This window comes from Micromonospora sp. NPDC005806 (assembly GCF_042871425.1).
Taxonomy (GTDB): domain Bacteria; phylum Actinomycetota; class Actinomycetes; order Mycobacteriales; family Micromonosporaceae; genus Micromonospora.
The window spans coordinates 38,178-61,844 of the sequence record NZ_JBIAIL010000016.1 but is presented as its reverse complement, the minus strand read 5'-3'; the positions used below and the strand labels follow the sequence as shown (position 1 = coordinate 61,844).

General features: G+C 72.2%; 22 protein-coding genes and 1 pseudogene. 11 read left to right on the top strand and 12 right to left on the bottom strand.

The annotated features are described in order from the left end of the window. The gene (locus tag ACFYOS_RS18565; RefSeq protein ID WP_387142642.1) at positions 1–732 is read right to left on the bottom strand and encodes a succinate dehydrogenase cytochrome b subunit; all 732 of its coding nucleotides are present in this window, start codon (positions 730–732) and stop codon (positions 1–3) included. Between the two features lie 35 nt (positions 733–767). Here ACFYOS_RS18565 and ACFYOS_RS18560 point away from each other — a divergent pair, with 35 nt between their 5' ends. Continuing rightward, on the top strand, positions 768–1,697 hold the full coding sequence (locus tag ACFYOS_RS18560; protein ID WP_387142639.1) for a LysR family transcriptional regulator: 930 nt from the start codon (positions 768–770) through the stop codon (positions 1,695–1,697). Position 1,698: 1 nt separating this feature from the next. Here ACFYOS_RS18560 and ACFYOS_RS18555 read toward each other — a convergent pair whose 3' ends face one another. From ACFYOS_RS18555 to ACFYOS_RS18545, 3 genes are all read right to left on the bottom strand, one after another. Beyond that, positions 1,699–2,226, bottom strand: a complete 528-nt coding sequence (locus tag ACFYOS_RS18555; protein WP_387142636.1) for a hypothetical protein — start codon at positions 2,224–2,226, stop codon at positions 1,699–1,701. Positions 2,227–2,312: 86 nt separating this feature from the next. Beyond that, positions 2,313–6,308 (bottom strand): ATP-dependent RNA helicase HrpA, encoded by a 3,996-nt coding sequence (gene hrpA, locus ACFYOS_RS18550; RefSeq protein WP_387142633.1) that lies wholly within the window; start codon positions 6,306–6,308, stop codon positions 2,313–2,315. Between the two features lie 44 nt (positions 6,309–6,352). Further along, positions 6,353–7,660, bottom strand: a complete 1,308-nt coding sequence (locus ACFYOS_RS18545; protein WP_387142630.1) for an MFS transporter — start codon at positions 7,658–7,660, stop codon at positions 6,353–6,355. Between the two features lie 61 nt (positions 7,661–7,721). Here ACFYOS_RS18545 and ACFYOS_RS18540 point away from each other — a divergent pair, with 61 nt between their 5' ends. Continuing rightward, the gene (locus ACFYOS_RS18540) at positions 7,722–8,282 is read left to right on the top strand and encodes a CGNR zinc finger domain-containing protein (RefSeq protein ID WP_387142628.1); all 561 of its coding nucleotides are present in this window, start codon (positions 7,722–7,724) and stop codon (positions 8,280–8,282) included. A 67-nt stretch (positions 8,283–8,349) separates the two neighbouring features. Beyond that, positions 8,350–8,817: a cytidine deaminase family protein gene (locus tag ACFYOS_RS18535; protein WP_387142624.1), complete on the top strand. Its 468-nt coding sequence runs from the start codon at positions 8,350–8,352 to the stop codon at positions 8,815–8,817. On the opposite strand, the gene ACFYOS_RS18530 is transcribed toward ACFYOS_RS18535, so the two are convergent. Both ACFYOS_RS18530 and ACFYOS_RS18525 read right to left on the bottom strand, forming a co-directional pair. After that, entirely contained in the window at positions 8,818–9,177 is a 360-nt protein-coding gene (locus ACFYOS_RS18530; RefSeq protein WP_387142621.1) for a YciI family protein, read from the bottom strand. It abuts the gene before it with no gap. A 37-nt stretch (positions 9,178–9,214) separates the two neighbouring features. Further along, the gene (locus ACFYOS_RS18525; protein WP_387142618.1) at positions 9,215–10,147 is read right to left on the bottom strand and encodes a MerR family transcriptional regulator; all 933 of its coding nucleotides are present in this window, start codon (positions 10,145–10,147) and stop codon (positions 9,215–9,217) included. A 128-nt stretch (positions 10,148–10,275) separates the two neighbouring features. On the opposite strand from ACFYOS_RS18525, the gene ACFYOS_RS18520 reads away from it, so the two are divergent. The 4 genes from ACFYOS_RS18520 to ACFYOS_RS18505 all read left to right on the top strand — a co-directional run bounded on the left by ACFYOS_RS18520 (position 10,276) and on the right by ACFYOS_RS18505 (position 14,304). Beyond that, complete coding sequence (locus tag ACFYOS_RS18520) at positions 10,276–11,322, top strand: FecCD family ABC transporter permease (RefSeq protein WP_387142615.1); 1,047 nt, start codon at positions 10,276–10,278, stop codon at positions 11,320–11,322. Positions 11,323–11,438: 116 nt separating this feature from the next. Further along, on the top strand, positions 11,439–12,485 hold the full coding sequence (locus ACFYOS_RS18515; protein ID WP_387142612.1) for a FecCD family ABC transporter permease: 1,047 nt from the start codon (positions 11,439–11,441) through the stop codon (positions 12,483–12,485). Next, complete coding sequence (locus tag ACFYOS_RS18510) at positions 12,482–13,324, top strand: ABC transporter ATP-binding protein (protein ID WP_387142609.1); 843 nt, start codon at positions 12,482–12,484, stop codon at positions 13,322–13,324. Before ACFYOS_RS18515 ends, ACFYOS_RS18510 begins: the two co-directional genes overlap by 4 nt. Before the next feature lie 35 nt (positions 13,325–13,359). Beyond that, positions 13,360–14,304, top strand: a complete 945-nt coding sequence (locus ACFYOS_RS18505) for an ABC transporter substrate-binding protein (RefSeq protein ID WP_387142606.1) — start codon at positions 13,360–13,362, stop codon at positions 14,302–14,304. A 107-nt stretch (positions 14,305–14,411) separates the two neighbouring features. Here the strand turns inward: ACFYOS_RS18505 and ACFYOS_RS18500 are convergent, their stop codons facing one another. The 4 genes from ACFYOS_RS18500 to trmB all read right to left on the bottom strand — a co-directional run bounded on the left by ACFYOS_RS18500 (position 14,412) and on the right by trmB (position 19,527). Then, on the bottom strand, positions 14,412–15,242 hold the full coding sequence (locus ACFYOS_RS18500; RefSeq protein ID WP_387142604.1) for an endonuclease domain-containing protein: 831 nt from the start codon (positions 15,240–15,242) through the stop codon (positions 14,412–14,414). A gap of 249 nt (positions 15,243–15,491) precedes the next feature. Continuing rightward, positions 15,492–16,139 (bottom strand): hypothetical protein, encoded by a 648-nt coding sequence (locus tag ACFYOS_RS18495; protein WP_387142601.1) that lies wholly within the window; start codon positions 16,137–16,139, stop codon positions 15,492–15,494. 119 nt (positions 16,140–16,258) lie between these two features. Further along, positions 16,259–18,763, bottom strand: coding sequence for a DEAD/DEAH box helicase (locus ACFYOS_RS18490; protein WP_387142599.1), 2,505 nt, complete (start codon positions 18,761–18,763; stop codon positions 16,259–16,261). A gap of 59 nt (positions 18,764–18,822) precedes the next feature. Beyond that, entirely contained in the window at positions 18,823–19,527 is a 705-nt protein-coding gene (gene trmB / locus ACFYOS_RS18485) for a tRNA (guanosine(46)-N7)-methyltransferase TrmB (RefSeq protein ID WP_387142597.1), read from the bottom strand. Positions 19,528–19,653: 126 nt separating this feature from the next. Between trmB and ACFYOS_RS18480 the strand changes: the two genes are divergently transcribed. Genes ACFYOS_RS18480 through ACFYOS_RS18470 form a run of 3 tightly spaced genes read left to right on the top strand, consistent with a single transcriptional unit; the run spans position 19,654 to position 21,349 of the window. After that, positions 19,654–20,220, top strand: coding sequence for a hypothetical protein (locus tag ACFYOS_RS18480; RefSeq protein WP_387142594.1), 567 nt, complete (start codon positions 19,654–19,656; stop codon positions 20,218–20,220). Between the two features lie 8 nt (positions 20,221–20,228). After that, positions 20,229–20,900, top strand: coding sequence for a class F sortase (locus tag ACFYOS_RS18475; protein WP_387142592.1), 672 nt, complete (start codon positions 20,229–20,231; stop codon positions 20,898–20,900). 56 nt (positions 20,901–20,956) lie between these two features. Beyond that, positions 20,957–21,349 (top strand): nuclear transport factor 2 family protein, encoded by a 393-nt coding sequence (locus ACFYOS_RS18470; RefSeq protein ID WP_387142589.1) that lies wholly within the window; start codon positions 20,957–20,959, stop codon positions 21,347–21,349. Positions 21,350–21,360: 11 nt separating this feature from the next. Here the strand turns inward: ACFYOS_RS18470 and ACFYOS_RS18465 are convergent. Beyond that, positions 21,361–21,504, bottom strand: a pseudogene (locus tag ACFYOS_RS18465) (antibiotic biosynthesis monooxygenase); the annotation flags it as partial. 501 nt (positions 21,505–22,005) lie between these two features. Here ACFYOS_RS18465 and ACFYOS_RS18460 point away from each other — a divergent pair. Then, positions 22,006–22,647 carry a hypothetical protein gene (locus ACFYOS_RS18460; RefSeq protein ID WP_387142586.1) on the top strand — a complete coding sequence of 214 codons (642 nt, stop codon included), beginning with the start codon at positions 22,006–22,008 and terminating at the stop codon, positions 22,645–22,647. Positions 22,648–22,732: 85 nt separating this feature from the next. Here the strand turns inward: ACFYOS_RS18460 and ACFYOS_RS18455 are convergent, their stop codons facing one another. Then, positions 22,733–23,353, bottom strand: coding sequence for a hypothetical protein (locus ACFYOS_RS18455; protein ID WP_387142583.1), 621 nt, complete (start codon positions 23,351–23,353; stop codon positions 22,733–22,735). Between the last annotated feature and the right edge of the window lie 314 nt (positions 23,354–23,667).

Sequence of the window (23,667 nt, the reverse complement as noted above, 5' to 3'; positions counted from 1 at the left end):
TCAGGCCACCAATCCGGTGAGTACGGCGAACGGGACCACCAGGTAGCCGGCGCAGAGCACGACGGCGAAGACCAGCGCGGCGGCCCGGGCGCGGCGCTCGCCCTTCGGGGTCTGCTGGCCGAGGCTGCGGAACGCGCTGGCGGCGCCGTGGCGCAGGTGGAAGCCGAGCGTGACGATCGCCAGGGCGTAGAAGAGCGTGACGTACCACCGCTCCGGGGCGAAGTCCGCGACCACGTTGCCGTACGGGTTGGTCGTGACGCCGTGCGGGTTCAGGTGACCGGTGGTCAGGTCCAGGATGTGGTAGATCACGAAGAGCAGGATGATCACCCCACCCCAGCGCATCGTGCGGGCCGCGTAGTTCACGTGGATCTTCTTGCGGTGCGCGTACGGCACCGGGCGGGCGGCCCGGGCGCGCATCGCCAGCACGGTGGCCGATCCGATGTGCGCCAGCACGGCCACGGTGAGGACCGTGCGCTGGATCCACAGGTACCAGGTCGACGGGAGCAGCGGCGTCCCGATCTCGCGCAGCCAGTGCGCGTAGTGGTCGAACGAGGTCTCGCCCGTGAAGATCTTCAGGTTGCCGAGCATGTGCGCGACCAGGAACAGCACCAGGATGATGCCCGTCACCGCCATGACGGCCTTGAGGCCGACATTCGAACGGATGGGCGACCGAGTTTTCGTGATTACCACACGACCGACGCTAGGAGCAGTTCGATCAGGCGTCCAATGCATCGACTTCGCAGTCTTGATAGCCATAAGCTATGTAGATGCAGCTCCATCAGCTCCGGTACTTCGTGGCGGTCGCAGAAGTACGACATTTCACCCAAGCTGCCGATCTGGTCGGCATCACCCAGCCCTCCTTGAGTAAGCAAATTCACGCCCTGGAGACCGACCTCGGGGCCCCGCTGTTCGAGCGGGTAAGGGGCAACATCACCCTCACCGCGGCGGGCGAGGTGCTGCTGCCGCTGGCCAAGCGGATCCTCGCCGACGTGGACACCGCCACCAGGGAGGTGCAGGAGCTGGTCGGGCTGCGCCGGGGCCGGGTCCGGCTCGGCGCCACACCCAGCCTGGCCACCTCCCTCGCGCCCCCGGTGCTGCGCCGGTTCCGCGACGCCCACCCCACCGTCGACCTGCGGGTCGAGGAGGGCGGCTCCCAGGACCTCGTCCGCGACCTGCTCCGCGGCGACCTCGACCTGGCGCTGATCATCATGCCGTCGGCCGGCACCGACCCTGGGCTGCGGGCCGACCCGATCCTGCGGGAGAGCCTGGTGGTCGCCTCGGTGGACCCACTGCCCGCCACCTCCGCCACCGGCGAGCTGCGCATCACCGACCTGCGCGACCAGCCCCTGGTCATGTTCCGGGAGGGCTACGACCTGCGCGACGCCACCCTTCAGGCATGCCGGGAGGCCGGCTTCGAGCCCACCCTGTCCGTGGACGGCGGGGAGATGGACGCCGTGCTCAGCTTCGTCGAGGCGGGACTCGGCGTCGCCCTGGTGCCCGGCATCGTGGTGGCCCGCCGGTCCGGCATCCGGGTCACCCGGCTCGCCCCACCCGGCGTACGCCGGACCATCGCGGTGGCCCGCCGCCGGGACGTTGTACCCACCCACGCCGGCCGCGAACTCCGCCGCATCCTCCTGGAGTACGTCCACCACGCCACCGCCAGCGACGAGCTGCCTCCGGGCGTGGAGCCGCTGTAGGTCAGCCGGCGAGGGCCGGTGGCACCGGAGCGCCCAGGTGTCGGAGCAGGGCGGCGACCTTCCGGTCCAGCTCGACGCCGACCTTCGTGATGCGGTCGTCGCCGAAGGAGCCGAAGAGCAGGCTCGGCTGGTCGATGCTGAACTGTGTGCTGCCGCTCGAGCGGCTGGAGATCACCGGACGCAGCGGCGCGTACAGGAACGCGTCCGGGTCGTACCGGTACATCTCCTCGATGATCACGTGGTTGCCCATCAGGTACACGGCACACGGTCCGGGATCGCCGGCCAGGGTCATCAGCGGCTCGACGTCGCTGCCCCAGTAGCGGAGGAACCCGTGCGGCGCCGAACGATCCATGAGGGCGACCATCTCCGACCAGTCCGCCCCGCGCTTCACGAGCGCGCCGAACGTCGGCGGGTCGTACTCGGGAACGGCCGCCTCGTACCGTTTCCGGAACTCGTCGAACGGCATCTCGACGGTGACGCGGAGCCGCCGCGCCTGGTAGCTGACCTCGGCCGTCGGCCCTGCCGCCATGCGTACCCACCCCACCAGCTCGTCGGAGGCTCGTGGGGGTGCGGGTACCCCGCCGGCGGCCGGGTATGTCGAAGCGACCGGCCTGGTCAGCGGCCCTCGGCGTCGTCCATCGCCCGGTAGATGCGTTGTTCGGAGACCGGGTAGGGGGTGCCGAGCGCCTGGGCGAAGACGTTCACCCGCAGCTCCTCGATCATCCAGCGGACCTGCCGGACCGCCGCCGACTGCCGCTTCGCCGGTGGCAGCGCGGCCACCATGTCCTGGTACTCCCGCTGTACCACGGCGATCCGGTCCTGCTGCTGCTTGTCCCGCTGCGGGTTGCCGGGCAGCCGGTCCAGCCGGCGCTCGATGGCGGTGAGGTAGCGCAGCAGGTCGGGCAGGCGGGCGTACCCGGCCTCGGTGATGAAACCCTTGTGCACGAGGCCGCCGAGCTGGTTGCGGATGTCGGCCAGGGCGGCCACCACGGCCAGGTTCTTCGTGGCGCCGAGCCGCTGCTCCACCGCGTACCCGGCGGCGAGCACCTGGCGGACCCGGTTCATCACCTCGACCACGGTGTCGATCAGGTCGGCACGGACCTTGTCGCGCAGCGCGGCGAAGCCCTCGGCGTCCCAGGCCGGGCCGCCCGCGTCCGCCATCAGCCTGTCGATCGCCGCGCCAGCCGCGTCCTCGATCAGCGCCTGCACCCCGCCGTGCGGGTTGCGGCTGAGCGCCAGCTTGGCCTCGTTGCTCAGCCGCCCCTGGAGGAACTTCGCCGGCGACGGCACCGTCAACCGGAGCAGCCGGCGGGTGCCGGCCCAGTGCGCGGCCTCCTGCTCGGCCGGGGAGTCGAAGACCTTCACCCCGACGGTGGCGCCCTCGTCGACCAGGGCCGGGTACGCGGTCACCGCGTACCCGGCGCGGACCTGCTCGATGGTGCGCGGCAGGGTGCCGATGCTCCACTCGGTGAGCCCCGTCCGGGCCACGTCCGGCGCGGCCGCCGCGACGACCTGGCGTACCTCCTGGCGGAGCTGGCGTTGCAGGGCCGGCAGGTCCTTGCCCTCGGCGACCGGCTTCTCGTCCTCACCGCGCACCCGGAAGGTGACCCGGAGGTGCGGCGGCAGCTTCGTCGGGTCCCAGGCCTCCGGCGGGACGGTCACCCCGGTCATCCGGCGCAGCTGCCGGGTGAGCGCGTCGAGCAGCGGCTCCTCCCCGGGCGTGATCGCCGCGAGGGCGGCCCGGGCGAAGTCGGGCACCGGGACGAAGTTGCGCCGGAGCGCCTTGGGCAGCGACCGGATCAGCGCGATCACCAGCTCCTCGCGCAGGCCGGGCACCTGCCAGTCGAAGCTTTCCGCGGGCACCTGGTTGAGCAGCGGCAGCGGGATGTCCACGGTGACGCCGTCGGTCGGGGTCCCCGGGTCGAAGGTGTACGTCAGCGGGAGGGTCACGGCGTCCGCCCGCCACTCGTCCGGGTAGTCGGTCTCGTCCACCCCGCCGCGACCGGAGTTGATCAGCAGGTCGCGGTGGTGGGTGAGCAGGTCCGGCTGCTCCCGGCGGGTCTTCTTCCACCACGCGTCGAAGTGCCGGCCGGAGACCACGTCGGCGGGGATCCGCTGGTCGTAGAACTGGAAGATGGTCTCGTCGTCGACCAGGATGTCCCGGCGCCGGGCCCGGTTCTCCAGCTCCGCCACCTCTTCGAGGAGCCGCTGGTTGTCCTGCCAGAACTGGTGGTGGGTCTGCCAGTCGCCCTCCACCAGGGCGTGCCGGATGAACAGCTCACGGCTGAGGCCCGCGTCGATCCGCCCGAAATTGACCTTGCGGGAGGTGACGATGGGGATGCCGTACAGGGTGACCTTCTCGTAGGCCATCACCGCGGCCTGCTTCTTCTCCCAGTGCGGCTCGCTGTAGCTGCGCTTGACCAGGTGCTGCGCGAGCGGCTCCACCCACTCGGGCTCGACCCGGCCGGCCACCCGGCCCCAGAGCCGGGAGGTCTCCACCAGCTCGGCGGCCATGACCCAGCGCGGCGGCTTCTTGAACAGCGCCGACCCGGGGAAGATCCCGAACTTCGCCCCGCGCGCCCCCAGGTACTCGTGCTTCTGGGCGTCCTTGAGCCCGATGTGCGAGAGCAGGCCGGGCAGCAGGGACTGGTGCACCTTCGGGGTGTCGATCTCCTCCGGCAGGTCCGCGCCGCCGCCGCGCCGGCCGTCACCCTTGTCGGAGGTACGCAGCACCTGGCGCAGCTGGCTGACGATGTCCTGCCACTCGCGGACCCGCAGGTAGTTCAGGTACTCCGCCTTGCACATCCGGCGGAAGGCGCTGGACGACAGGGTCCGCTGCTGTTCCCGTAGGTACCGCCAGAGGTTCAGGTACGCGACGAAGTCCGACTCCTTGTCGGCGAACCGGGCGTGCGCCTGGTCGGCCTGGGCCTGCTTGTCGGCGGGCCGTTCGCGCGGGTCCTGGATGGAGAGCGCGGCGGCGATCACGACCACCTCGGTGGCGCAACCGTTGCGTTCGCCCTCGAGGACCATCCGGGCCAGCCGGGGGTCGACCGGGAGCTGGGCCAGCCGCCGGCCCGGCGCGGTGAGCCGCTTCGCCGGGTCGGTCTCGGCCGGGTTCAGCGCGCCCAGCTCGTGCAGCAGGTTGACGCCGTCGGTGATGTTGCGCCGGTCCGGCGGGTCGATGAACGGGAACGCGGCGATGTCGCCGAGCCCGATCGAGGTCATCTGGAGGATGACCGAGGCGAGGTTGGTCCGCAGGATCTCCGGGTCGGTGAATTCGGGCCGGGACTCGAAGTCCTGCTCGTCGTAGAGGCGGATGCAGATGCCGTCCGAGGTCCGGCCGCAGCGGCCCTTGCGCTGGTTGGCCGACGCCTGCGACACCGGCTCGATCGGCAGCCGCTGCACCTTGAGCCGGCTGGAGTACCGGGAGATCCGGGCCGTGCCCGGGTCCACCACGTACTTGATTCCGGGCACGGTCAGCGAGGTCTCCGCGACGTTGGTGGCCAGCACCACCCGGCGTCCGGTGTGCGGGGCGAAGACCCGGTGCTGCTCGGCGGTGGACAGCCGGGCGTACAGCGGGAGGATCTCGGTGCCCAGCAGGGAGCGCTTCTTCTCCACCAGCTTGCCGAGCGCCTCGGCGGTGTCCCGGATCTCCCGCTCGCCGCTGAGGAAGACCAGGATGTCGCCCGGTCCCTCCGCGGCCAGCTCCTCCACCGCGTCGCCGATGGCCTGGATCTGGTCGCGGACGTTCTCCTCGTCGGCCTCGTCCTCCTCCTCGGCCTCGGTGACCTCGACCAGCGGCCGGTAGCGCACCTCCACCGGGTAGGTCCGGCCGGACACCTCGACGATCGGCGCGGGGTTGCCCTCGGCGTCGGCGAAGTGCCGGGCAAACCGGTCGGTCTCGATGGTCGCCGAGGTGATGACCACCTTGAGGTCGGGGCGGCGGGGGAGGAGCTGCCGGAGGTAGCCGAGGATGAAGTCGATGTTGAGGCTGCGCTCGTGCGCCTCGTCGATGATCAGCGTGTCGTACTGGCGCAGCATCCGGTCGGTCTGCAACTCGGCCAGCAGGATGCCGTCGGTCATCAGCTTGACCAGGCTGTTCTCGCTGACCTGGTCGGTGAAGCGCACCTTGTAGCCGACCACGTCGCCCAGCTCGGTGCCGAGCTCCTCGGCGATCCGGTCCGCCACCGTACGCGCCGCCAGCCGCCGGGGCTGGGTGTGCCCGATCAACCCGTTGATCCCGCGGCCCAGCTCCAGGCAGATCTTGGGCAGCTGGGTCGTCTTCCCGGAGCCGGTCTCGCCGGCCACGATCACCACCTGGTGGTCGCGGATGGCGGCGGCGATGTCGTCCTTGCGCTCGCTGACCGGCAGCTGTGCCGGGTAGGTGATCGCCGGCACGGCGGTCCGCCGGCTCGCCAGCCGGGCCTCCGCCCGGGCCACCTCGGCCGCGATCTCGGCCAGCGCCGCCTCGCGCCGCTGCGGGTCGCGCAGCTTCCGGACCCCGTCCAGCCGCCGCTGGAGCCGGCGCTGGTCGCGGAACATCAGGGGGGAGAGGCGGCGGTGCAGGTCACGGGCGGTCTCGGGTGCGGCGGGTGCGGCTGGATTCTGCATGTCGTCGCCAAGGATAGGCAGCCCACGGCCCGACCGCTCCCGGGTTACCGCCCGGCGGCCGGGCTCAGCCGGGCGCCGTCCCGGCCGGCGGGTGCCACCGGCCGGTCGATGACGGGCGGCTTCGCCTCGTCGGGGCGGCGCAGCGACCGGATCCGACGGCTGAACATCGGCACCGCCGACAGCGCCAGGCCGGCGGCGCCGACCGCCACCCCGACCCGGCTGCCGAGGGTCTGCCCGAGCACACCGCCGAGCGCGCTGCCCAGCGGCAGTACGCCGAAGGTGAGCAGCCGGTATCCGCCGTTGCTACGGGCGAGGCTGCCCCTGGGCAGCACGATCTGCCGCAGCGTCACCGACAGGACGTTGGCGATGCCGAGCCCGAACCCGCTGACGAGCTGGACCGCCGCGAGGGCGCCGGCCAGGGCCGGCCCGGTACCGGGCAGCAGAGCGATCAGCAGCGGGGTGCCGGTGGACAGGGTCAGCGCGCCGGCGAAGGTCCGCCCGTACCCGAACCGGCTGGCGAACCGGAGCGAGGTGAGGGTGCCCAGGAACGCCCCGGCGCCCGCCGCGCTGAGGGCCAGGCCGAACAGGCCGGGGCCCAGTCCCCGGTCCGTGACGGCGTAGACCACCAGGTTGACCACCAGGATCTGGGCCGCACCGTTGTAGATCGCGGCATGCGCGGTCAGCGCCCGCAACCATGGGTTGACCGCGACGGCCCGAAGCCCGGCCAGGATCGCGGTCTTCTCGTCCGGTCGGGCCGGAACCGGCTCCGGCCGTCGCGCGCCGGCCACCCCGGCGGCGCTGGCCAGATAGCTGACGGCGTCCAGGGCGAGAGCCGGTGCCGGGCCCAGCAGTTGGGCCAGCCCGCCGGCCAGCCCGGGCCCGCCCACCTGCGCGGCGGTCGTGGAGCCCTGGGTGGCCTGGTTCGCCGCGCCGAGATCCGCCTCGGCGACCAGGGATGGTACGTAGGCGAAGCTTCCGATCTCGAAGACCACGCTGGCCGCGCCCACGGTGAGGGCGACCGCCACCAGCAGCGGCACGGAGAGAACCCCGGCGACGTGGGCGACCGGCACCGCGGCCAGGGCGGCGGCGCGCACCACATCGGCGACCACCAGGATCCGCCGCCGGCGGCGGTGTTCCAGCCAGTGCCCGACCAGCAGGGGCAGGAACAGGTTCGGCAGGAAGCCGGCGGTGGCGACCGCGGCCACCCCGGCCGCGCCGGCGCCGAGGGTCAGCGAGGCCACCAGGGGCAGCGCGACGGCCGTGACCTGCGTTCCCACCACGGAGACGGTGTGGCCCGCCCAGAACCGGCGGAAGTCGCGGTTGCGGACGAGCAGTCCGGTCTTCGTTACCACTATGACGGCCCCTTCTAGTAACGGTTACCGCATGATGGTGCCATAGCGGTAAACTGCTGTGATGCCCCAGCCCGGCGATCGCGCTCCCGCGCCGGCGTCCCTCGCCGTGGTGCAGGACCTGGCCAACACCATCGACATCGAGATGGAGCGGGACGCGCTGCGTACGGTGGCGGACCTCCAGGGTTTCTGCGCCGCGCACGGCCTCGACGGGCTGACCTTCACCACCGCCGATGTCGAGCGCGTGCGCGGGCTGCGCGAGGCGCTGCGGGACGTCTGTCAGGCCCACGCCGGAGTCGATGTCCCCGGCACCGCGCTCGCCCTGCTCGACGAGCAGTTCCGGGCCGCCCCGCTGACGCTCGCCATCGACCCCGCGGGCGCGGCCCGTCCGGTGCCGCTGCCCGGGCTGACCGGGGTCGCGGCGCTGGTCGCCGAGGTCGGCCGGAGCATCCTGACCTCGGTCGCGGACGGCACCTGGCCGCGGTTGAAGGCGTGCACCGCGCACGAGTGCCGCTGGGTCTACTACGACCGCAGCCCGGCCGGGCGCAGCCGTTGGTGCACGATGAGCATCTGCGGCAGCCGGGCCAAGATGCGGACGTACCGGCGGCGTGGCCAGCCCGGCTGACCAGGGATCGCGGGCCGCGGGCGCTAGAGTTCACGCCGACCGGGGTCGACGACGGGACGGGATGATCATGCGGGACACCGACCGGGCGCTGGTGCAGGCCGCCACCGCTGTCGCGAAGCTGCGCTGCCGCAGCGACAACCACACCGTCGCCGCCGCCGCGCGGACCACCGACGGTCGGGTCTTCACCGGCGTGAACGTCTACCACTTCACCGGGGGTCCCTGCGCCGAGGTGGTGGCGATCGGCGCCGCCGCCACTCAGGGCGCGGGCGACCTGGACACCATCGTCGCGGTCGGCGACCGGGGCCGGGGCGTCATCCCGCCGTGCGGCCGCTGCCGGCAGGTGCTCCTCGACTACTACCCGTCGATCAAGGTGATCGTCGGACCGCCGGACGGGCTGCGCGCGGTCCCGGTGACCGACCTGCTGCCCGAGACGTACGTCTGGTCGGATCACCAGGTGGAGGTGCCGACGGCGCCGCGCACCGGTGTCTGGCCGCTGCCGGTGGTGCCGGGCAGCCGCCAGGCCGCGGAGGACTGATCAGTCCCCGGCGGCCATCTCCAGCATGGAGGTGGGCACCGGGACCGCCTCGAAGCGGAGCACGCCCTCCGGCACCATCCAGCTCATCACCCGGGCGACCAGTTGCCCGGAACTCACCGCGGGGTCGTTGGCGTACAGCTCGCGGGCCATCTGCGGGTCCACCGAGAGCACGGCGAAGCCGCGGATCGTGGCGTCGTCGCCACCGAGGAACGGGCCGGCGGCCAGGACGGCCCCCTGCTCGACCAGCCCGGCCTGGTGGGCCAGGTGCGCGTGCTGCAACCGGTCGGCCGCGTCCCGGGGCAGCTTGGGCGGGTCGTCCGGTCGCAGCAGGAGGACCACGGTGTGCTGGTCGAATCGCATGGTGCCAGCGTAGGGGTGTGAACCGGTCGAAACCGGGCTACCCCGAGGTCCGGGCACGCAAGGCGCGGATGGCCCAGTCGAGCACCGGGGCCAGGCTCTCGGTCGTCGGCCAGCCGTTGATCACGGAGAGCAGGTGCAGGTACCGCTCGCGGCGCGGGTCGTTGGCGGACTCCAGCCGGACCAACAGTCGCCGCCGGAGGTCGAGGTCGTCGGGGCGATTGCAGAGCTGCGCGTACCCGGCCGTGATCGCGGCGACGACCGGGTCGGCCCGGGGCGAGGTCGGGTCGACGCCGGCGGCCAGAGCCGGTCCGGCCCCGTCGCGGACCAGCGCGACCGCGTCCCGGCGTACGCCGGTCGCGCTGGCGCGGTCCGCCGCGTGCTGCTCCGCCAGGCGCCGCATGCTGGCGCGGAAGTCCGGGTCCCGGGTCAGCTCGGCCACCTCCACCCACGCCTCCAGCTGCTCGTCATCGGGGTCGTCCGGCAGTTCGGGGGTCAGCGAGCGCCTGATCCCCGCGAACGCGGCATCGGCGGCCGGTCCGGCGAAGGCGGCGTCGAGGAACTCCTCGATCAGCCGGCGGCGCTCAGCGGCGGAGAGTCTGGCCAGCTTGTGCATGAGATCCGTCTCCTCAAGGGTCGAGCCGCGGCGGGCGACCGCCGTCAGCACGGCGCGCCGCAGCCGCAGCACGCGGATCTGCGCCGTCAGGGCCTCGGCGTGCGCGGCGGCGACCTCGGTGAGGGGGACGTCGCGGTCCACCACCCGGCGGATCGTGGCCAGGTCCAACCCGAGGTCGCGCAGCGTCCGTACCAGGTACAGGCGGGCGACCGCGTCCGGGCCGTAGCGGCGGTGGCCGGTCGGGCCGCGCTCGGTGGGCGGCACGATCCCGCGGTCGGAGTAGAACCGGATGGTCTTGACCGTCAGCCCGGTTCGCCGGGCCAGGTCACCGATCGAGTGGAGCGCGTCACCGTTCATGCCGTCCACCCTCGCGCCTCCCCCCGGTGGAGATGCAACCCCGCCCGAAATCGACGGACGCCAGTTAGGCCCGCCCGCCCGCCTCCGCTAAGGTAAGGCGAACCTAAGTCGAGAGGGACGGGAGACCCGTGACCACCGTCGCCGTCCGGCCCGAGCGGGCCGGCACGCCGAGCCGCCGAGGCGTCGGCCGCCGTCTCGCGGTCGCCTTGGCGGCGGCGCTCCTGCTCACCGTCGTCCTGCTGGCCAGCCTGGCGCTCGGCAGCCGCCCGCTCCCCGTCGACCAGGTGTGGGGCGCCCTGGTCGCCCCGGACGGTGGCGACGCCACCACCGTCGTTCGGGAGCTGCGGGTGCCGCGTACCGTCCTCGGGCTCGTCGTCGGGCTCGCCCTCGCCCTGGCCGGGGTGCTGTTCCAGGCCCTCACCCGCAACCCGCTCGCCGAGCCGCGCATCCTCGGCGTCAGCGCCGGCGCGTCCTTCGGCGTGGTGCTGGCCATCGCCGTCTTCGGCGTCACCACCCTCACCGGGTACGTCTGGTTCGGCGTCGCCGGCGCGCTCCTCGCCGGCCTGCTGGTCTTCGCCGTCGCCAACCGCACCCGCGAGGGCGCCAGCCCGGTCACCCTGGCGCTGGTCGGCGCCGCCCTCGACGCCAGTCTCGGCGCCATCGTGTACGCGTTGCTCAGCATCGACGCCCGCACCTTCGAGGAGTACCGCTTCTGGGTGGTCGGCGGGCTCACCGGCCGGGACGTCGGGGTCGCCGGGCAGGTGCTCCCGTTCGTCCTCGCCGGCGTGGTGCTGGCCGCCCTGGTCGCCCGGGGCCTCGACGCGCTCGCCCTCGGTGACGACGTCGCCCGCGGCCTGGGCCACCGCACCGCCCTGGTCCGCCTCGGCGCCGGTGGCGCCGCCGTGCTGCTCACCGGCGCGGCCGTCGCCGCCGCCGGGCCGATCGCCTTCGTCGGGCTGGCCGTGCCGCACCTGGCCCGGGCCCTGGTCGGCGCGGACCACCGGTGGACCCTGCTGGTCGCCGCGCTGCTCGGCCCGGCCCTGCTGCTCGCCGCCGACATCGTCGGCCGGCTGGTCGCCCCGCCCGGCGAGGTCCCGGCCGGGATCGTCACCGCGCTGATCGGTGCCCCGCTGCTCGCCGTCCTGGTCCGCCGCGCCCGGGTGGTGACCGCGTGAGCGCGAGGAGTGAGCCGGGTTTGCGAGCCCCGCAGTCGCGAACAGAGGTGGGCACCGTGAGCGCGAGGAGTGAGCCGGGTTTGCGAGCCCCGCAGTCGCGAACAGAGGTGGGCACCGTGAGCGCTCCGACCATCGCCCTGCCTGGGCGGTCGCTGCTGCGGCTCGGGCCGGTGACCGTGCAGGTCCGCCGCCGCCCGGTGCTCGTCGCCGCGACGCTGCTCCTGCTGCTCGCCGCCGCCGTCGTGCTCAGCCTCTCCCTGGGCACCCCGTACGTGGCCCCGGCCGACGTGCTGCGCGCGCTCTCCGGGGCCGGCACCCCGTACGACCTGGTGGTGCTCGACCTGCGACTGCCGCGCGCCGTGCTCGCGGCCGTGGCCGGCGCGGCGTTCGGCGTGGCCGGCACCCTGATCCAGAGCGTGGCGCGCAACCCGCTCGCCAGCCCCGACGTCATCGGTGTCACCCAGGGCGCCGGGCTGGCTGCGACCGTGGCGCTCACCGGCGGCGCTGCCGCGATCCTGGTGGCGCCGGCCGCGCTGCTCGGCGGACTGGTCGCGGCGGCTCTGCTGTTCGCCCTCGGGGCCCGGCACGGGCTGGCCGCGCAGCGGTTCGTCCTGGCCGGCGTGGCGGTGGCCTTCGCGTTCCGGGCGCTGACCGAGGTCGTCATGCTCGCCGCCGACCCGATCGACGGGCTGCGCGCCCAGGTCTGGCTGATCGGCACCCTGGCCGGCAAGGGCTGGACGGAGGCCGCCTGGATCGCGGTCACCCTCGCCGTACTGCTGCCCGTGCTGCTCTGGGCCGGCTGGGCGTTGCACAGCACCGCGTTGGACGACGACACGGCGCGCGGCATCGGGCTGCGCCCGGTGGCCCGGCGGATCGGACTGGCCGCCACCGGCGTGGTCGTCGCCGCCACGGTCACCGCCCAGGTGGGCGCGGTCGACTTCGTCGCCCTGGTCGCCCCGCAGGTGGCCCGGCGGCTGGTCCGCGCCGAGCGGCCCCCGCTGCTCTGCGCGGCCCTGCTCGGGGCGCTGCTGCTGGTGCTGGCCGACCTCGCCGGCCGTCGCCTCCTCGCCCCCACCCAGCTCCCGGCCGGTGTGCTGACCGCCGCGATCGGCGGGCCGTACCTGATGTTCCTGCTGCTCCGGACCCGAGGGAGGCGCTCGTGACGCCGATGCTGTCCACCCGCGACCTGGTCGTCGGCTACGAGGGCCGCACCGTCGTGGACGGGCTGGACCTCGACCTGCCCGCCGACGCGTTCACCGTCATCGTCGGGCCGAACGCCTGCGGCAAGTCCACCCTGCTGCGGACCATGGCCCGGCTGCTCACCCCGAGCCGCGGCACCGTGCTGCTCGACGGCGCCGCCATCCGCGAGCTGCCCACCCGCGAGGTGGCCCGGCGCCTGGGCGTGCTGCCGCAGAGCCCGCTGGTGCCCGAGGGGGTCACCGTCGCGGACCTGGTCGGCCGGGGGCGGCAGCCGTACCAGCGGTGGTGGCGGCAGTGGTCGGCGGAGGACGGCCGGGCCGTCGAGCAGGCCATGGCGATGGCCGACGTCGCCGGGCTCGCCGACCGGCCGGTGGACACCCTTTCCGGCGGCCAGCGCCAGCGGGTCTGGATCGCCATGACGCTCGCCCAGGACACCGAGGCCCTGCTGCTGGACGAGCCGACCACCTTCCTCGACCTCGCCCACCAGGTCGAGGTGCTGGATCTGCTGCACCGGCTCCGCACCGAGCGCGGCCGGACCGTGGTCGCCGTGCTGCACGACCTCAACCAGGCCGCCCGGTACGCCGACCACCTGGTCGCGATGCGCGCCGGCGCGGTGGTCGCCGCCGGACCGCCGCGCGAGATTCTCACCGCCGACCTGGTTCGCGACGTCTTCGGGCTCGACTGCGTGGTCGTGCCCTGCCCGGTCACCGGCGCCCCGCTGGTGGTGCCCGCGCTCACCCAGACTTCGGCCGCACCGGCCGCCGTGCCGGCCCAGGCCGGCCCCACCGTCGGCGACGCCTGATCGCGCGCCGACCCGTACCGCACGAAAGGACCCTGATGCGTCGACTCGCCGCCGCTCTCACCGCGGCCCTCGCCCTCGGCGTCGGCCTCACCGCCTGCGGGGAGAGCGACCCCGCCCCCGGCACGGCCAGCGGCCAGACTCGGGAGATCACCCACGCGATGGGCACCACCAAGGTGCCCGCCGAGCCGAAGCGCGTGGTGGTGCTCGACACCGACAAGATCGACACCGCGCTCTCGCTGGGCATCACGCCGGTCGGCGCGGCGACCGCCGGTGAGGCGAAGAGCTGGCCCACCTACTTCGGCGCCGACAAGCTCGCCGGGATCAAGGAGGTCGGGGTGCTCACCGAGCCCGACCTGGAGGCGATCACCGCGCTCAAGCCCGACCTGATCCTCGGCAGCAAGTTCCGCCAGGAGAAGTTCTACGACGAGCTGTCCGCCATCGCGCCGACCGTCTTCACCGAGAAGGTGGGCATCACCTGGAAGGAGAACTTCCTCCTCGACGGCAAGGCCCTCGGCAAGGAGCAGCAGGCCCAGGATCTTCTCGCCGCCTACGAGAAGCGGGCCAAGGAGTTCGGCGCGAAGCTCGGCGACGCCGCGTCCCGCAAGATCTCCATCGTGCGCTTCATCCCCGGCAACATCCGGGTGTACGGCCCGGAGTCGTTCTCCGGCATCGTCGTCGGCGACACCGGGCTGGGCCGCCCCGAGCGGCAGCGCCTCGACGGCAAGGAGGACAAGCGCTTCGACCTGGTCAGCCCCGAGCGGATCAACGAGGTCGACGGCGACGTCATCTTCGTGACCGCGTACGGCGAGAAGGCCGCCGCCGAGCAGGCCAAGGTCACCGGGGGCAGCCTCTGGCAGGGCCTGTCGGCGGTCAAGGCGGGCAAGGCCCACGTCGTCTCCGACGAGACCTGGATGACCGGCATCGGCGTCACCGCCGCCAACAAGATCCTCGACGACCTGGAGAAGTACCTCTCCGCCTGACCCCCACCGGCAAGATCCGCGCAACTTCCCTGAAGTTGCGGCCTGAGTGTCCGGCAAGGCAGCAACTTCCCTGAAGTTGCGCGGATCTTGGCGTGGGTGAGCGTGCGTCAGCGGTGGCGAGTGCGGATGGCGTGGCGGACCTCGTCGAGGAAGGCCGGGAAGTCCTCCTTGAAGCGTCTCGCGGTCAGGTGGAGGACGATCCAGTCCTCGCCGAGTAGGCGGTTGAGGCGCTGACGGTCGCGGTGGAACTGGTCGGTGTCGTGGTGCCACAGACCGTCGTACTCAATCGCGATCTTCCACTGCGGCCAGGCGAGGTCGACCCGGGCGATGAACCGGCCGTCGCGCTCGATCACGAACTGGGTGACCGGGGTCGGAAGGCCGGCCAGCACCAGCCGTACCCGCAGCCGGGACTCCTGCGGCGACTCAGCTCCGCCGTCGGCCAGGTCCGCGACGCGGAACATGCGTTTCCAGCCCCGCGCTCCGGTCCGGAGGCGGGCCAGATCCCGCAGCTCGTCCGCGGTGACCAGCCGTTGCCGCAGGAGGCCGTCGACCGCCGCAACGGCTTCCTCCGGCGGGAGCCACTGGGCCAGGTCCCAACTGGTGCGCCGGGGACTGGTGACCCGGACACCCGCGCGAAGGAGCATGTCCCGCTCTGCCACCTCGGCCGTGTGCACGACGAGACCGGTGACCGGGCCGAACCGCTGGCCGACGGGAAGCAGGACCTCGACGGGCTCGTCCGGGCGGACGGTGCCGGCACCGAACAGTGCCGCCGCACTTCGGCCTGCGATCGCCGCCTCGGTCGGGAGGACCCAACGAGTGGCCGCGGCGCAGCGGACGGAGTGCGAGATGGTCAGCCCGGCGTCCGCGTAAACGTCCTTGAAGAGCGGGCGCCAGGCGCGGCTGCGCAACTCGGCGCGGCTCAGCACACCTCTGGCCACGACCTCCGAACCCCGGAACACACGACCGCGCAGCTCGACCGGTCGACGAGGGGGCACAGGCACCCGTTAACCCTGCCCATCCGCCCTCTCTGCCACCACCCCCTGTGGATAACCCACCGATGCCACAAGATCCGCACAACTTCGGGGAAGTTGGTGCCTCCGGCCTGGTTGAGGCAGCAGTTTCCCGGAAGTTGCGCGGATCTTGGCGGGGCGGGGCGGGGTGGGGCGGGGTGGGGGGGGGGGGGGGGGTTAGGCGGCGGTGGACCAGATGGCGCGGAAGGCGGCGGCTTCGCCGGCCAGCCACTGCTCGACCTGGTCGGGCTTGACGTCTGCGGGCATGCGGTGGGATTCGCCGCGGCGGACGTCGACCAGGACGGGCTCGGCGTGCGGGAGGACGGCGTCCATGTGCCGGGCCATCAGGTGCAGGGTGGCCAGGGCGGCCTCCTCGCTCGGCGGAGCCTCGTCGAAGTGCAGGCGGATCGCCTCGGCGCGGCCGTCGGCGTACCGGACGCCGAACTGCGGGTTGATCTTGACAGGGAGGTCACCCAGCATGGCCAGGGCGTCACGGGTCTGGGCCAGGTCGACGCCGGCCGGCTCGCCGAGCGAGTGCAGCCAGGTCGTCGCGCCGGGGACAAGGGCCTCGTAGAGCGGGCGCCAGCGGGACTTGACCAGGTCGGCGACCTGGGCCAGGTGGGTGCCGCCGGTGTGGAAGGCGACGTCGGCCTTGAGCGCCTTGACGAACTGGCCGTGCGGATTGAACCCGTGCCGGCTCGCCCGCTGCTTGCGCAGACCGCCGACGAAGGTGGCCTTGGTGGGCCCGGTGCGGTCGACATACCGGGTGAACCCGAGGAGGGTCGCGTAGGGGGTGAGCGGGGCGGTGGAGGTTGGCGCGTTCACGAGCATCCTCCCAGGTCAACAGCTCGATTAGTACATACATTCTAATCGACGGGGCTGACATCGCCCAGGGTACGAAAAGGGCCGTCCGGACATCCCGGACGGCCCATTTCGAACGGTGTCTAGAGCTGTCCGACGTCGGTGATCCGCACGACCGCGGCCCCGTTCTCGTCGGAGGCGGCGAGGTCGACCTCGGCGCTGATGCCCCAGTCGTGGTCGCCCTCCGGATCGTCCAGGATCTGCCGTACGGTCCACCGCTCCCGGCCCTGCTCGATCATGAGCAGCGCCGGCCCCCGGGCGTCCGGCCCGACCCCGATCGAGTCGTACGCCTCGAAGTACGGCTCCAACGCGTCCGCCCAGGCATCCGCGCCCCAGCCCGACGAACCGTCGAGTTCGCCCAGCTCATCCCAGCGGCGCAGGGCGGCCAGCTCGACCCGGCGGAACAGCGCGTTGCGGACCAGCACCCGGAACGCCCGGGCGTTGCGGGTGACCGCCGGCGGCCGGTCGGCCAGCGAGGCGGCGACCTCCTCGACGTCGGACGGGTTGCGCAGCCGCTCCCACTCGTCGATGAGGCTCGAGTCGACCTGCCGGACCAGTTCGCCCAGCCACTCGATGAGGTCGACCAGCTCCTCGGTCTTGGCGTCCTCGGGGACGGTCTGCCGCAGCGTCTTGTACGCGTCCGCGAGGTAGCGCAGGACGAGGCCCTCGGACCGGGACAGGCCGTAGAACTGCACGTACTCGGGGAAGGTCATCGCCCGCTCGTACATGTCCCGGACCACGGACTTGGGGGAGAGCTGGTGGTCGGCGACCCACGGGTGCCCCTGCCGGTACATCTCGTACGCCGACCCCAGCAGCTCCGCGAGGGGCTTCGGCCAGGTCACCTCGTCGAGGAGTTCGAGCCGCGCCTCGTACTCGATGCCCTCGGCCTTCATCGCGGCGACCGCCTCGCCGCGGGCCTTGAACTGCTGCGCGGAGAGCACCTGGCGCGGGTCGTCGAGGATCGACTCGATCACCGAGAGCACGTCGAGGGCGTACGCCGGGGACTCCCGGTCGAGCAGTTCGATGGCCGCGAGGGCGAGCGGCGACAGCGGCTGGTTGAGCGCGAAGTCGAGCTGGAGGTCGACGGTGAGCCGTACCCGGCGGCCCTGCTCGTCCGGTTCGGGCAGCTCCTCGACCACCCCGCCGGCCTTGAGCGCCCGGTAGATGGCGATGGCCCGGCGGATGTGCCTCCGCTGGGCGGCCCGGTCCTCGTGGTTGTCGGTGAGCAGGTGGCGCATCGAGGCGAACGCGTCCCCGGGGCGGCCGATCACGTTGAGCAGCATCGAGTGGCTGACCTGGAAGCTGGAGGTCAGCGGCTCGGGCTCGGCCTCGACCAGCCGGTCGAAGGTGGGCTTCCCCCACCCGATCGACCCCTCCGGGGGCTTGCGGCGAACCACCTTGCGGCGCTTCTTCGGGTCGTCGCCCGCCTTGGCGAGGGCCTTCTCGTTCTCGATGACGTGCTCGGGGGCCTGCACCACGACCCGGCCCAGGGTGTCGAAGCCGGCCCGTCCGGCCCGCCCGGCGATCTGGTGGAACTCGCGGGCCTTGAGCAGCCGGGTCCGGGTGCCGTCGTACTTCGACAGGCCGGTGAAGAGCACGGTGCGGATCGGCACGTTGATGCCGACGCCGAGGGTGTCGGTGCCGCAGATGACCTTGAGCAGCCCGGCCTGGGCGAGGGTCTCCACCAGGCGGCGGTACTTGGGCAGCATGCCGGCGTGGTGCACCCCGATGCCGTGCCGGACCAGCCGGGACAGGGTCTTGCCGAAGCCGGAGGTGAAGCGGAAGTTCCCGATCGCCTGGGCGATCATGTCCTTCTCGGCCCGAGTGCAGACGTTCACGCTCATCAGCGCTTGGGCGCGTTCCAGCGCGGCGGCCTGGGTGAAGTGCACGACGTACACCGGTGCCTGCTTGGTCTCCAGCAGTTCCTCCAGGGTCTCGTGCAGCGGCGTCATCGCGTACGAGAAGAGGAGCGGGACCGGCCGCTCGGCCGAGCGGACGACGGCGGTCGGTCGGCCGGTGCGCCGGGTCAGGTCGTCGACGAAGCGGGTGGTGTCGCCGAGCGTGGCGGACATCAGGACGAACTGCGCCTGCGGCAGCTCGATCAGCGGCACCTGCCACGCCCAGCCCCGGTCGGGCTCGGCGTAGAAGTGGAACTCGTCCATGATCACCTGGCCGACGTCGGCCCGGGTGCCCTCGCGCAGCGCGAGGTTGGCGAGGATCTCCGCGGTGCAGCAGATGATCGGGGCGTCGGCGTTGACACTGGCGTCGCCGGTGAGCATGCCGACGTTCTCCGCGCCGAACACCTCGCAGAGGGCGAAGAACTTCTCCGACACCAGGGCCTTGATCGGCGCGGTGTAGAAGGTGGTCCGATCGTCGGCCAGGGCCGCGAAGTGCGCCGCGATCGCCACCAGGCTCTTGCCGGAGCCGGTCGGCGTATTCATGATCACGTTCGCGCCGGAGACGATCTCGATGACCGCCTCCTCCTGGTGGGGGTAGAGGTCGAAGCCGCGCTCGGACGCCCAGCCGGCGAACGCGTCGTAGAGGGTGTCGGGGTCGGCGCTCTTCGGCAGCGCGGCGGTGAGAGTCATGGCGCCTACCATCGTGCCTGGATCATGACCCGCCGTGCCAACCGGGGCTGAGCGACCGGTCAGCGTCGCCGGTGCACCAGATCGAAGATCTCCCGACCGGCGGTGAGAGCGCGGCGCTCGAACTTGGTCACCGGCCGGTGCGCCGGGCGGGGCGCGTAGCCGCCGTGCACGTCGACCAGCTCCGGGTCGGCGGTCAGCGTCGCCCGCATCGACTCGGCGTACTCGGCCCAGTCGGTGGCGCAGTGCAGCGTCCCGCCGGGGGCCAGCCGGGAGCGCAGCAGCGCCACGTGCGCCGGCTGGATGATCCGCCGCTTGTGGTGGCGGGCCTTCGGCCAGGGGTCGGGGAAGAAGACGTGCACCGCGTCCAGCGCGGCCTCCGGCATCGCCCGGACCAGGTCCAACGCGTCGCCCTCGGCCACCCGGACGTTGCCCAGCCCGTGCCGCTCCACCAGATGGAGGAGGTTGGCGATTCCGGGCGTGTGCACCTCTACCGCCAGATAGTGTCGGTCCGGGTCGGATGCCGCCATCGCGGCGGTGGCGTCGCCCATGCCGGAGCCGATCTCCAGCACCAGCGGCGCCCGCCGGCCGAACAGCCACGCCGGATCGAACGGCCCGTCGAGGTCGGCGATCTCCAGCCCGTACGCGGGCCAGAGCCGGGCCAGCGCGTCGCGCTGCCGGTCGCTCATCCGGCCGCGACGCGGGTGGAAGGTGCGGATGCGGGCGGAGTGGGCCGGCGGGGCGGCGGTCTGGTCGGTGGAGGTCACAGCGATCCGAGCGTACGCGACCGTCGGCGCGATCGGATGTGAGGTGCGGCCCGGGGTGAGAGGATTCATCCCGTACGGCAGGACGGGTGGCCCGCCGCCCGACACCGCCGGAGCCCGGGAGGGGTCATGGTGTCAGTCAGGCGACGCGCGGCGCTACTGATCGCAGTCGCGGCCTGCGCCCCGCTGGTCGGGGCGGCCCCCGCGCTGGCCGGCCCGCGTCCTGCCGCGCTGCCCGCCGCCGAGCCGGCCCCCAGCCAGCCGCCGCCCGGTGACGTGATCTTCGTGGAGGTCACCCCGAGCACCGTCGAACCCGGCTTCCTGGTCGGCATCCGGGCCAGCTGCCGGGACAACTCGGTGCCGGCGATCGTGATCTCCGACGCCTTCGGCCGGATCCAGGTGCAGCCGCAACGTGGGCTGCTCACCGCCTCGCCGATGGTCAGGGAGCGCACCCGTCCCGGCAACTACCGGGTCAAGCTGGAATGTCCCAGCGGTCAGACCGCCTCGACGATGCTCCAGGTGGTGAGGCGGGTCCAGCCGAGCCGCGGCCCGGCGACCGGGTTCGGCGGCACGGCCGGGATCGGCCTGGGCGGCCTGCTGGTGCCGGTCGGCCTGGCGCTCACCGTGGCCGGGGCGGTCGTCGGCGTGGCCGCCTCGCGCCGGCCCCGTACCGTCCGTGGCGCCGCCCGCCGCTGAGCCCCGTCATGGCCGCGCATCCCGCTCCCCAGCCCTCCGTCCGGACCCGGGTCCGGAGCCGCAGCCCCTGGTCGGCGCCGCTCGCCGTGGTGCTGGTGCTGCTCGGGGTCTTCGCCACCGGGGCCGGGCTGGGCCGCACGGTCGGGCCGTTCGACTGGGCCGACGCGGCGACCGGGCCGAGCCCGCGCGCGGCCGAGCCGACGCGGGCCCGGCAGCCGGCGAGTCTTCCGGTACGCCTCGCCCTGCCGGCGATCAAGGTCAGCGCCCCGATCACCCCGGTCGGCCAGGCCAAGGACGGCTCGGTGGCCGTTCCGCCGCTGACCGAGCACAACCAGACCGGCTGGTACGACCGGGGCGCGGTCCCCGGCGAGCCGGGCCGGGCGATCATCGTCGGGCACGTGGACACCAGGAGCGGCCCGGCGGTCTTCTACCGCCTGCACGACCTCAAGCCGGGCGACCTGATCGAGGTGACCCGGGCGGACCGGAGCGTGGTGACCTTCAAGGTGGACACCGTCGAGTACTTCGACAAGGCTCACCTCCCCGCCGACCGGGTGTACGGCGACGACGGCCGGCCCGCGCTGCGCCTGATCACCTGCGGCGGCGACTGGGTCGGCGGGCGGACCGGCTACGAGGACAACGTGATCGCGTTCGCGTCGCTGGTCGACAGCCGCGCTCAATGACGCGCACAGTGGCGATCTCGGTCCGGTCAGCGCAGTTTGTCAGTAGGGTCCCAGGCGTGGGTGGCGACGCGAACACGCGACTTGAGCGCATCCTCGGCGTACCGCTCGCGGAGGATGCGGTGCGGCAGTGGCCGCAGTCCGGTGAGCTGATCCGGGGTCGCGCCCGGATAGCCGAGGTCGAGTCGCACTTCGTCGGGCTGCGGTTCGCCGTCGGGCCGCGACACACGTGCGGAGACACCCTGGTCGTCGAGTGGAGCAACGACTACGGCGACGGCCGGATCTACCGCAACGTCTCGATCGCCGAGCTGCGCGACGGCGAGGCGGTCCGGGTGACCGACTACTGGGGCGAACCCTTCACCGTTCCCGAGTGGCGGCGAGAACTCGGGGAGAGGCTGGACATGTCGCCGGGCGGGGTGTGGCCGGCGTCGGACGACCTGACCGTCAGCTGACCGGGCGTGGCTCAGCCCTTGCCGGGCACCTGCTGGACCACCTCGAACTCCAGCAGTGTGGCCCCGGTGGCGACCGGCTTGCGCGGCTCCCCGCCCTCGCCGCCGGCGTGCGCGGCGCGGGACGGCCCCTGCGCCCACGCCTGGTACGCGTCCTCAACTCCCGCCCACACAGCAGTAGTCGCTCGGCGCGACAAAGGGCAGCTAGCAGGCCGTGAAACGGCCCAGAAAATCGGGAAAGGCCCGGCCCCTAGCTAGTACCAGAGACCCGGGGCGAGCGGGCGCGGGAGGTGGGCTCCCAGGGGGTCAAAACGGGGGCGGCGTGGGTCAGCCGCGACGGCGACGCCTCGTCGGAACGGGCCGACAGGCCGGGCGGCGGACGGGGTGCGGCTCGCCGAGTTGGTCGGCGACCCACGCGCACAGGGCGTCGATCAGGTCGGCGGGCCAGCGGGGCGGGGTCGGGTCGGCTCCTTCGTGGGCGCTCATAAGGCGTGAGATTACGCCGAGGGCTCGCGCCCGGGCTTCCGAGAAACGGGGCTTTGTGAGACCCGAGGTGACCCCGAGGCCCAGCGGCTCGCCGAGATCCCGGCGAGGAGGCGATGTCGTGACCTGCGCCCATTGCGATCTCGATACAGTCGCGCGGTGGGCGAGGAGGTTGGGTGAACTGGCGTCAATTTTCGGTCGCGATGGTGCAGGCTCTCGCGTGGCCCGCGGTCGTCCTAGTTGTATTGCTCATGTACCGACAGCGGCTCGCGCAACTGCTCGGCGACAACCTGAGGCGCCTCGCGGTCGGGCCGATAGAAGCCGAATGGGGGCGAGTCGCCGAGGAGACGCGAGCGACGATCGAGGCGGCCGAGGCACTGCCAGCGCTCGAAGAAGGAGCGGATGAACCGTCCGACGCGCAGCAGTGGCTCATCGTGGCGCGTGCGCTGGTTCGTTTCAATCCCATCGCAGCGATCTCTTACGGCTGGCGGGCAGCCCGCGAGGCGTTCGAGAAACATCTGGCGAGCGAGGACGAGGAGTTCAAACAACTTGTCACGGTCCGGTCGATGCTGAAGCTGGCAAGAGAGCGAGGCTTGGTCAATCCTGGGGCAGCCGTTGTTCTTGATCATCTCCGGACGCTCTGGGGTTTGGCCCTCCACCCCAGAGATGAACGGCAGGAGCCGAGGGCTGAGCAAGCCGAGGAGTACCTGCGATTGGTCGAGGCGTTCTTGGCGCTCCTCGATCAGCCCGCACGGGCAGCGAGGCCGTCGCTGCCCGCCGAGCGAGGGCAAGCAGAGGCGCGGACCTCCGGCGTGTAAACCGACGGGCTGAGGGCGAGCACGAGGCGACCGCACACGCGGTTGGGCTTTAGAAAAGAGCGGTGCCAGATGCAGGTTTGGGCTATTAGTCCCGCGACGACTCGACGTGGACGACGCGATGTTGAGCCAACCTGCTGATCGGTCGGGCAACGATATCTGCCACCTTGTCCGGAAGTCGGTATTCGTACACTTCTTCAGTAACGGTCCGAGCGATCTCGCCACTTACTCTGCGCACTTGATCGGCAGACGTCTCCATGCGGGCTTGATCATGAAGCTCCGACTGTCGCTGTCGGATGTCAAGCCGATGCGACTGCCACTCCATGATCAACTTCATGGTGCGCTCGATAAGCGTCATTGCCATCAGGCCATAGGCGACCGGTGCGAACTGGCCGGCGGCAGCAGTAAGTACGACCTCAAGTGGACTGGCCATTCGCATCCTTGCGACGGCCAAGGGGCTGGGCTCTGGCTTCTCACTGGCGGCGGACTGCACCACTCCCAGCAGGTTGAGCCGGTCGGACTTCTCTACGAACCCGCTTCGCGTGGACCTCGGACGTCTAGTAGAGGCAATAGCCCTAGCGATATGGCCCAGGGTGTCGAGTGAGTCGATGTAACGGCTGACACCCGTAAGCGATGGACTGTCGCCGAGATCCGAAACGATCAACAGTGTCGGAGCGTCGGTCGTCACATCGACGTGAGCGGCTGCCATGGGCCAGATTGAAGCACAAGCACAAAGCGGGCGTCGTCCATGAGGATGGGGGGGACCGAGTAAGACCTCTATGCCCGTACAGACGGAGAGGCGGTATGCCGCTTCGATGTCGGGTGGCGCCGGCAGGGGGCGGTCCCCACCCTTCCCCGCGGCTGACCGCGACGCCCAGACCTGCGCGCGGGGCGGGATGCTATGCCGCTTCGGTGTAGCTCGTGGAGGGGAGGGGGGTCCTCCCCCAGGGGTGCAGTGATGGGCCACGACGGCGCGCCCGATGCCGCCTCGGTGGTGAGTAGCGCCGGGCGCGTGCGTCCGTC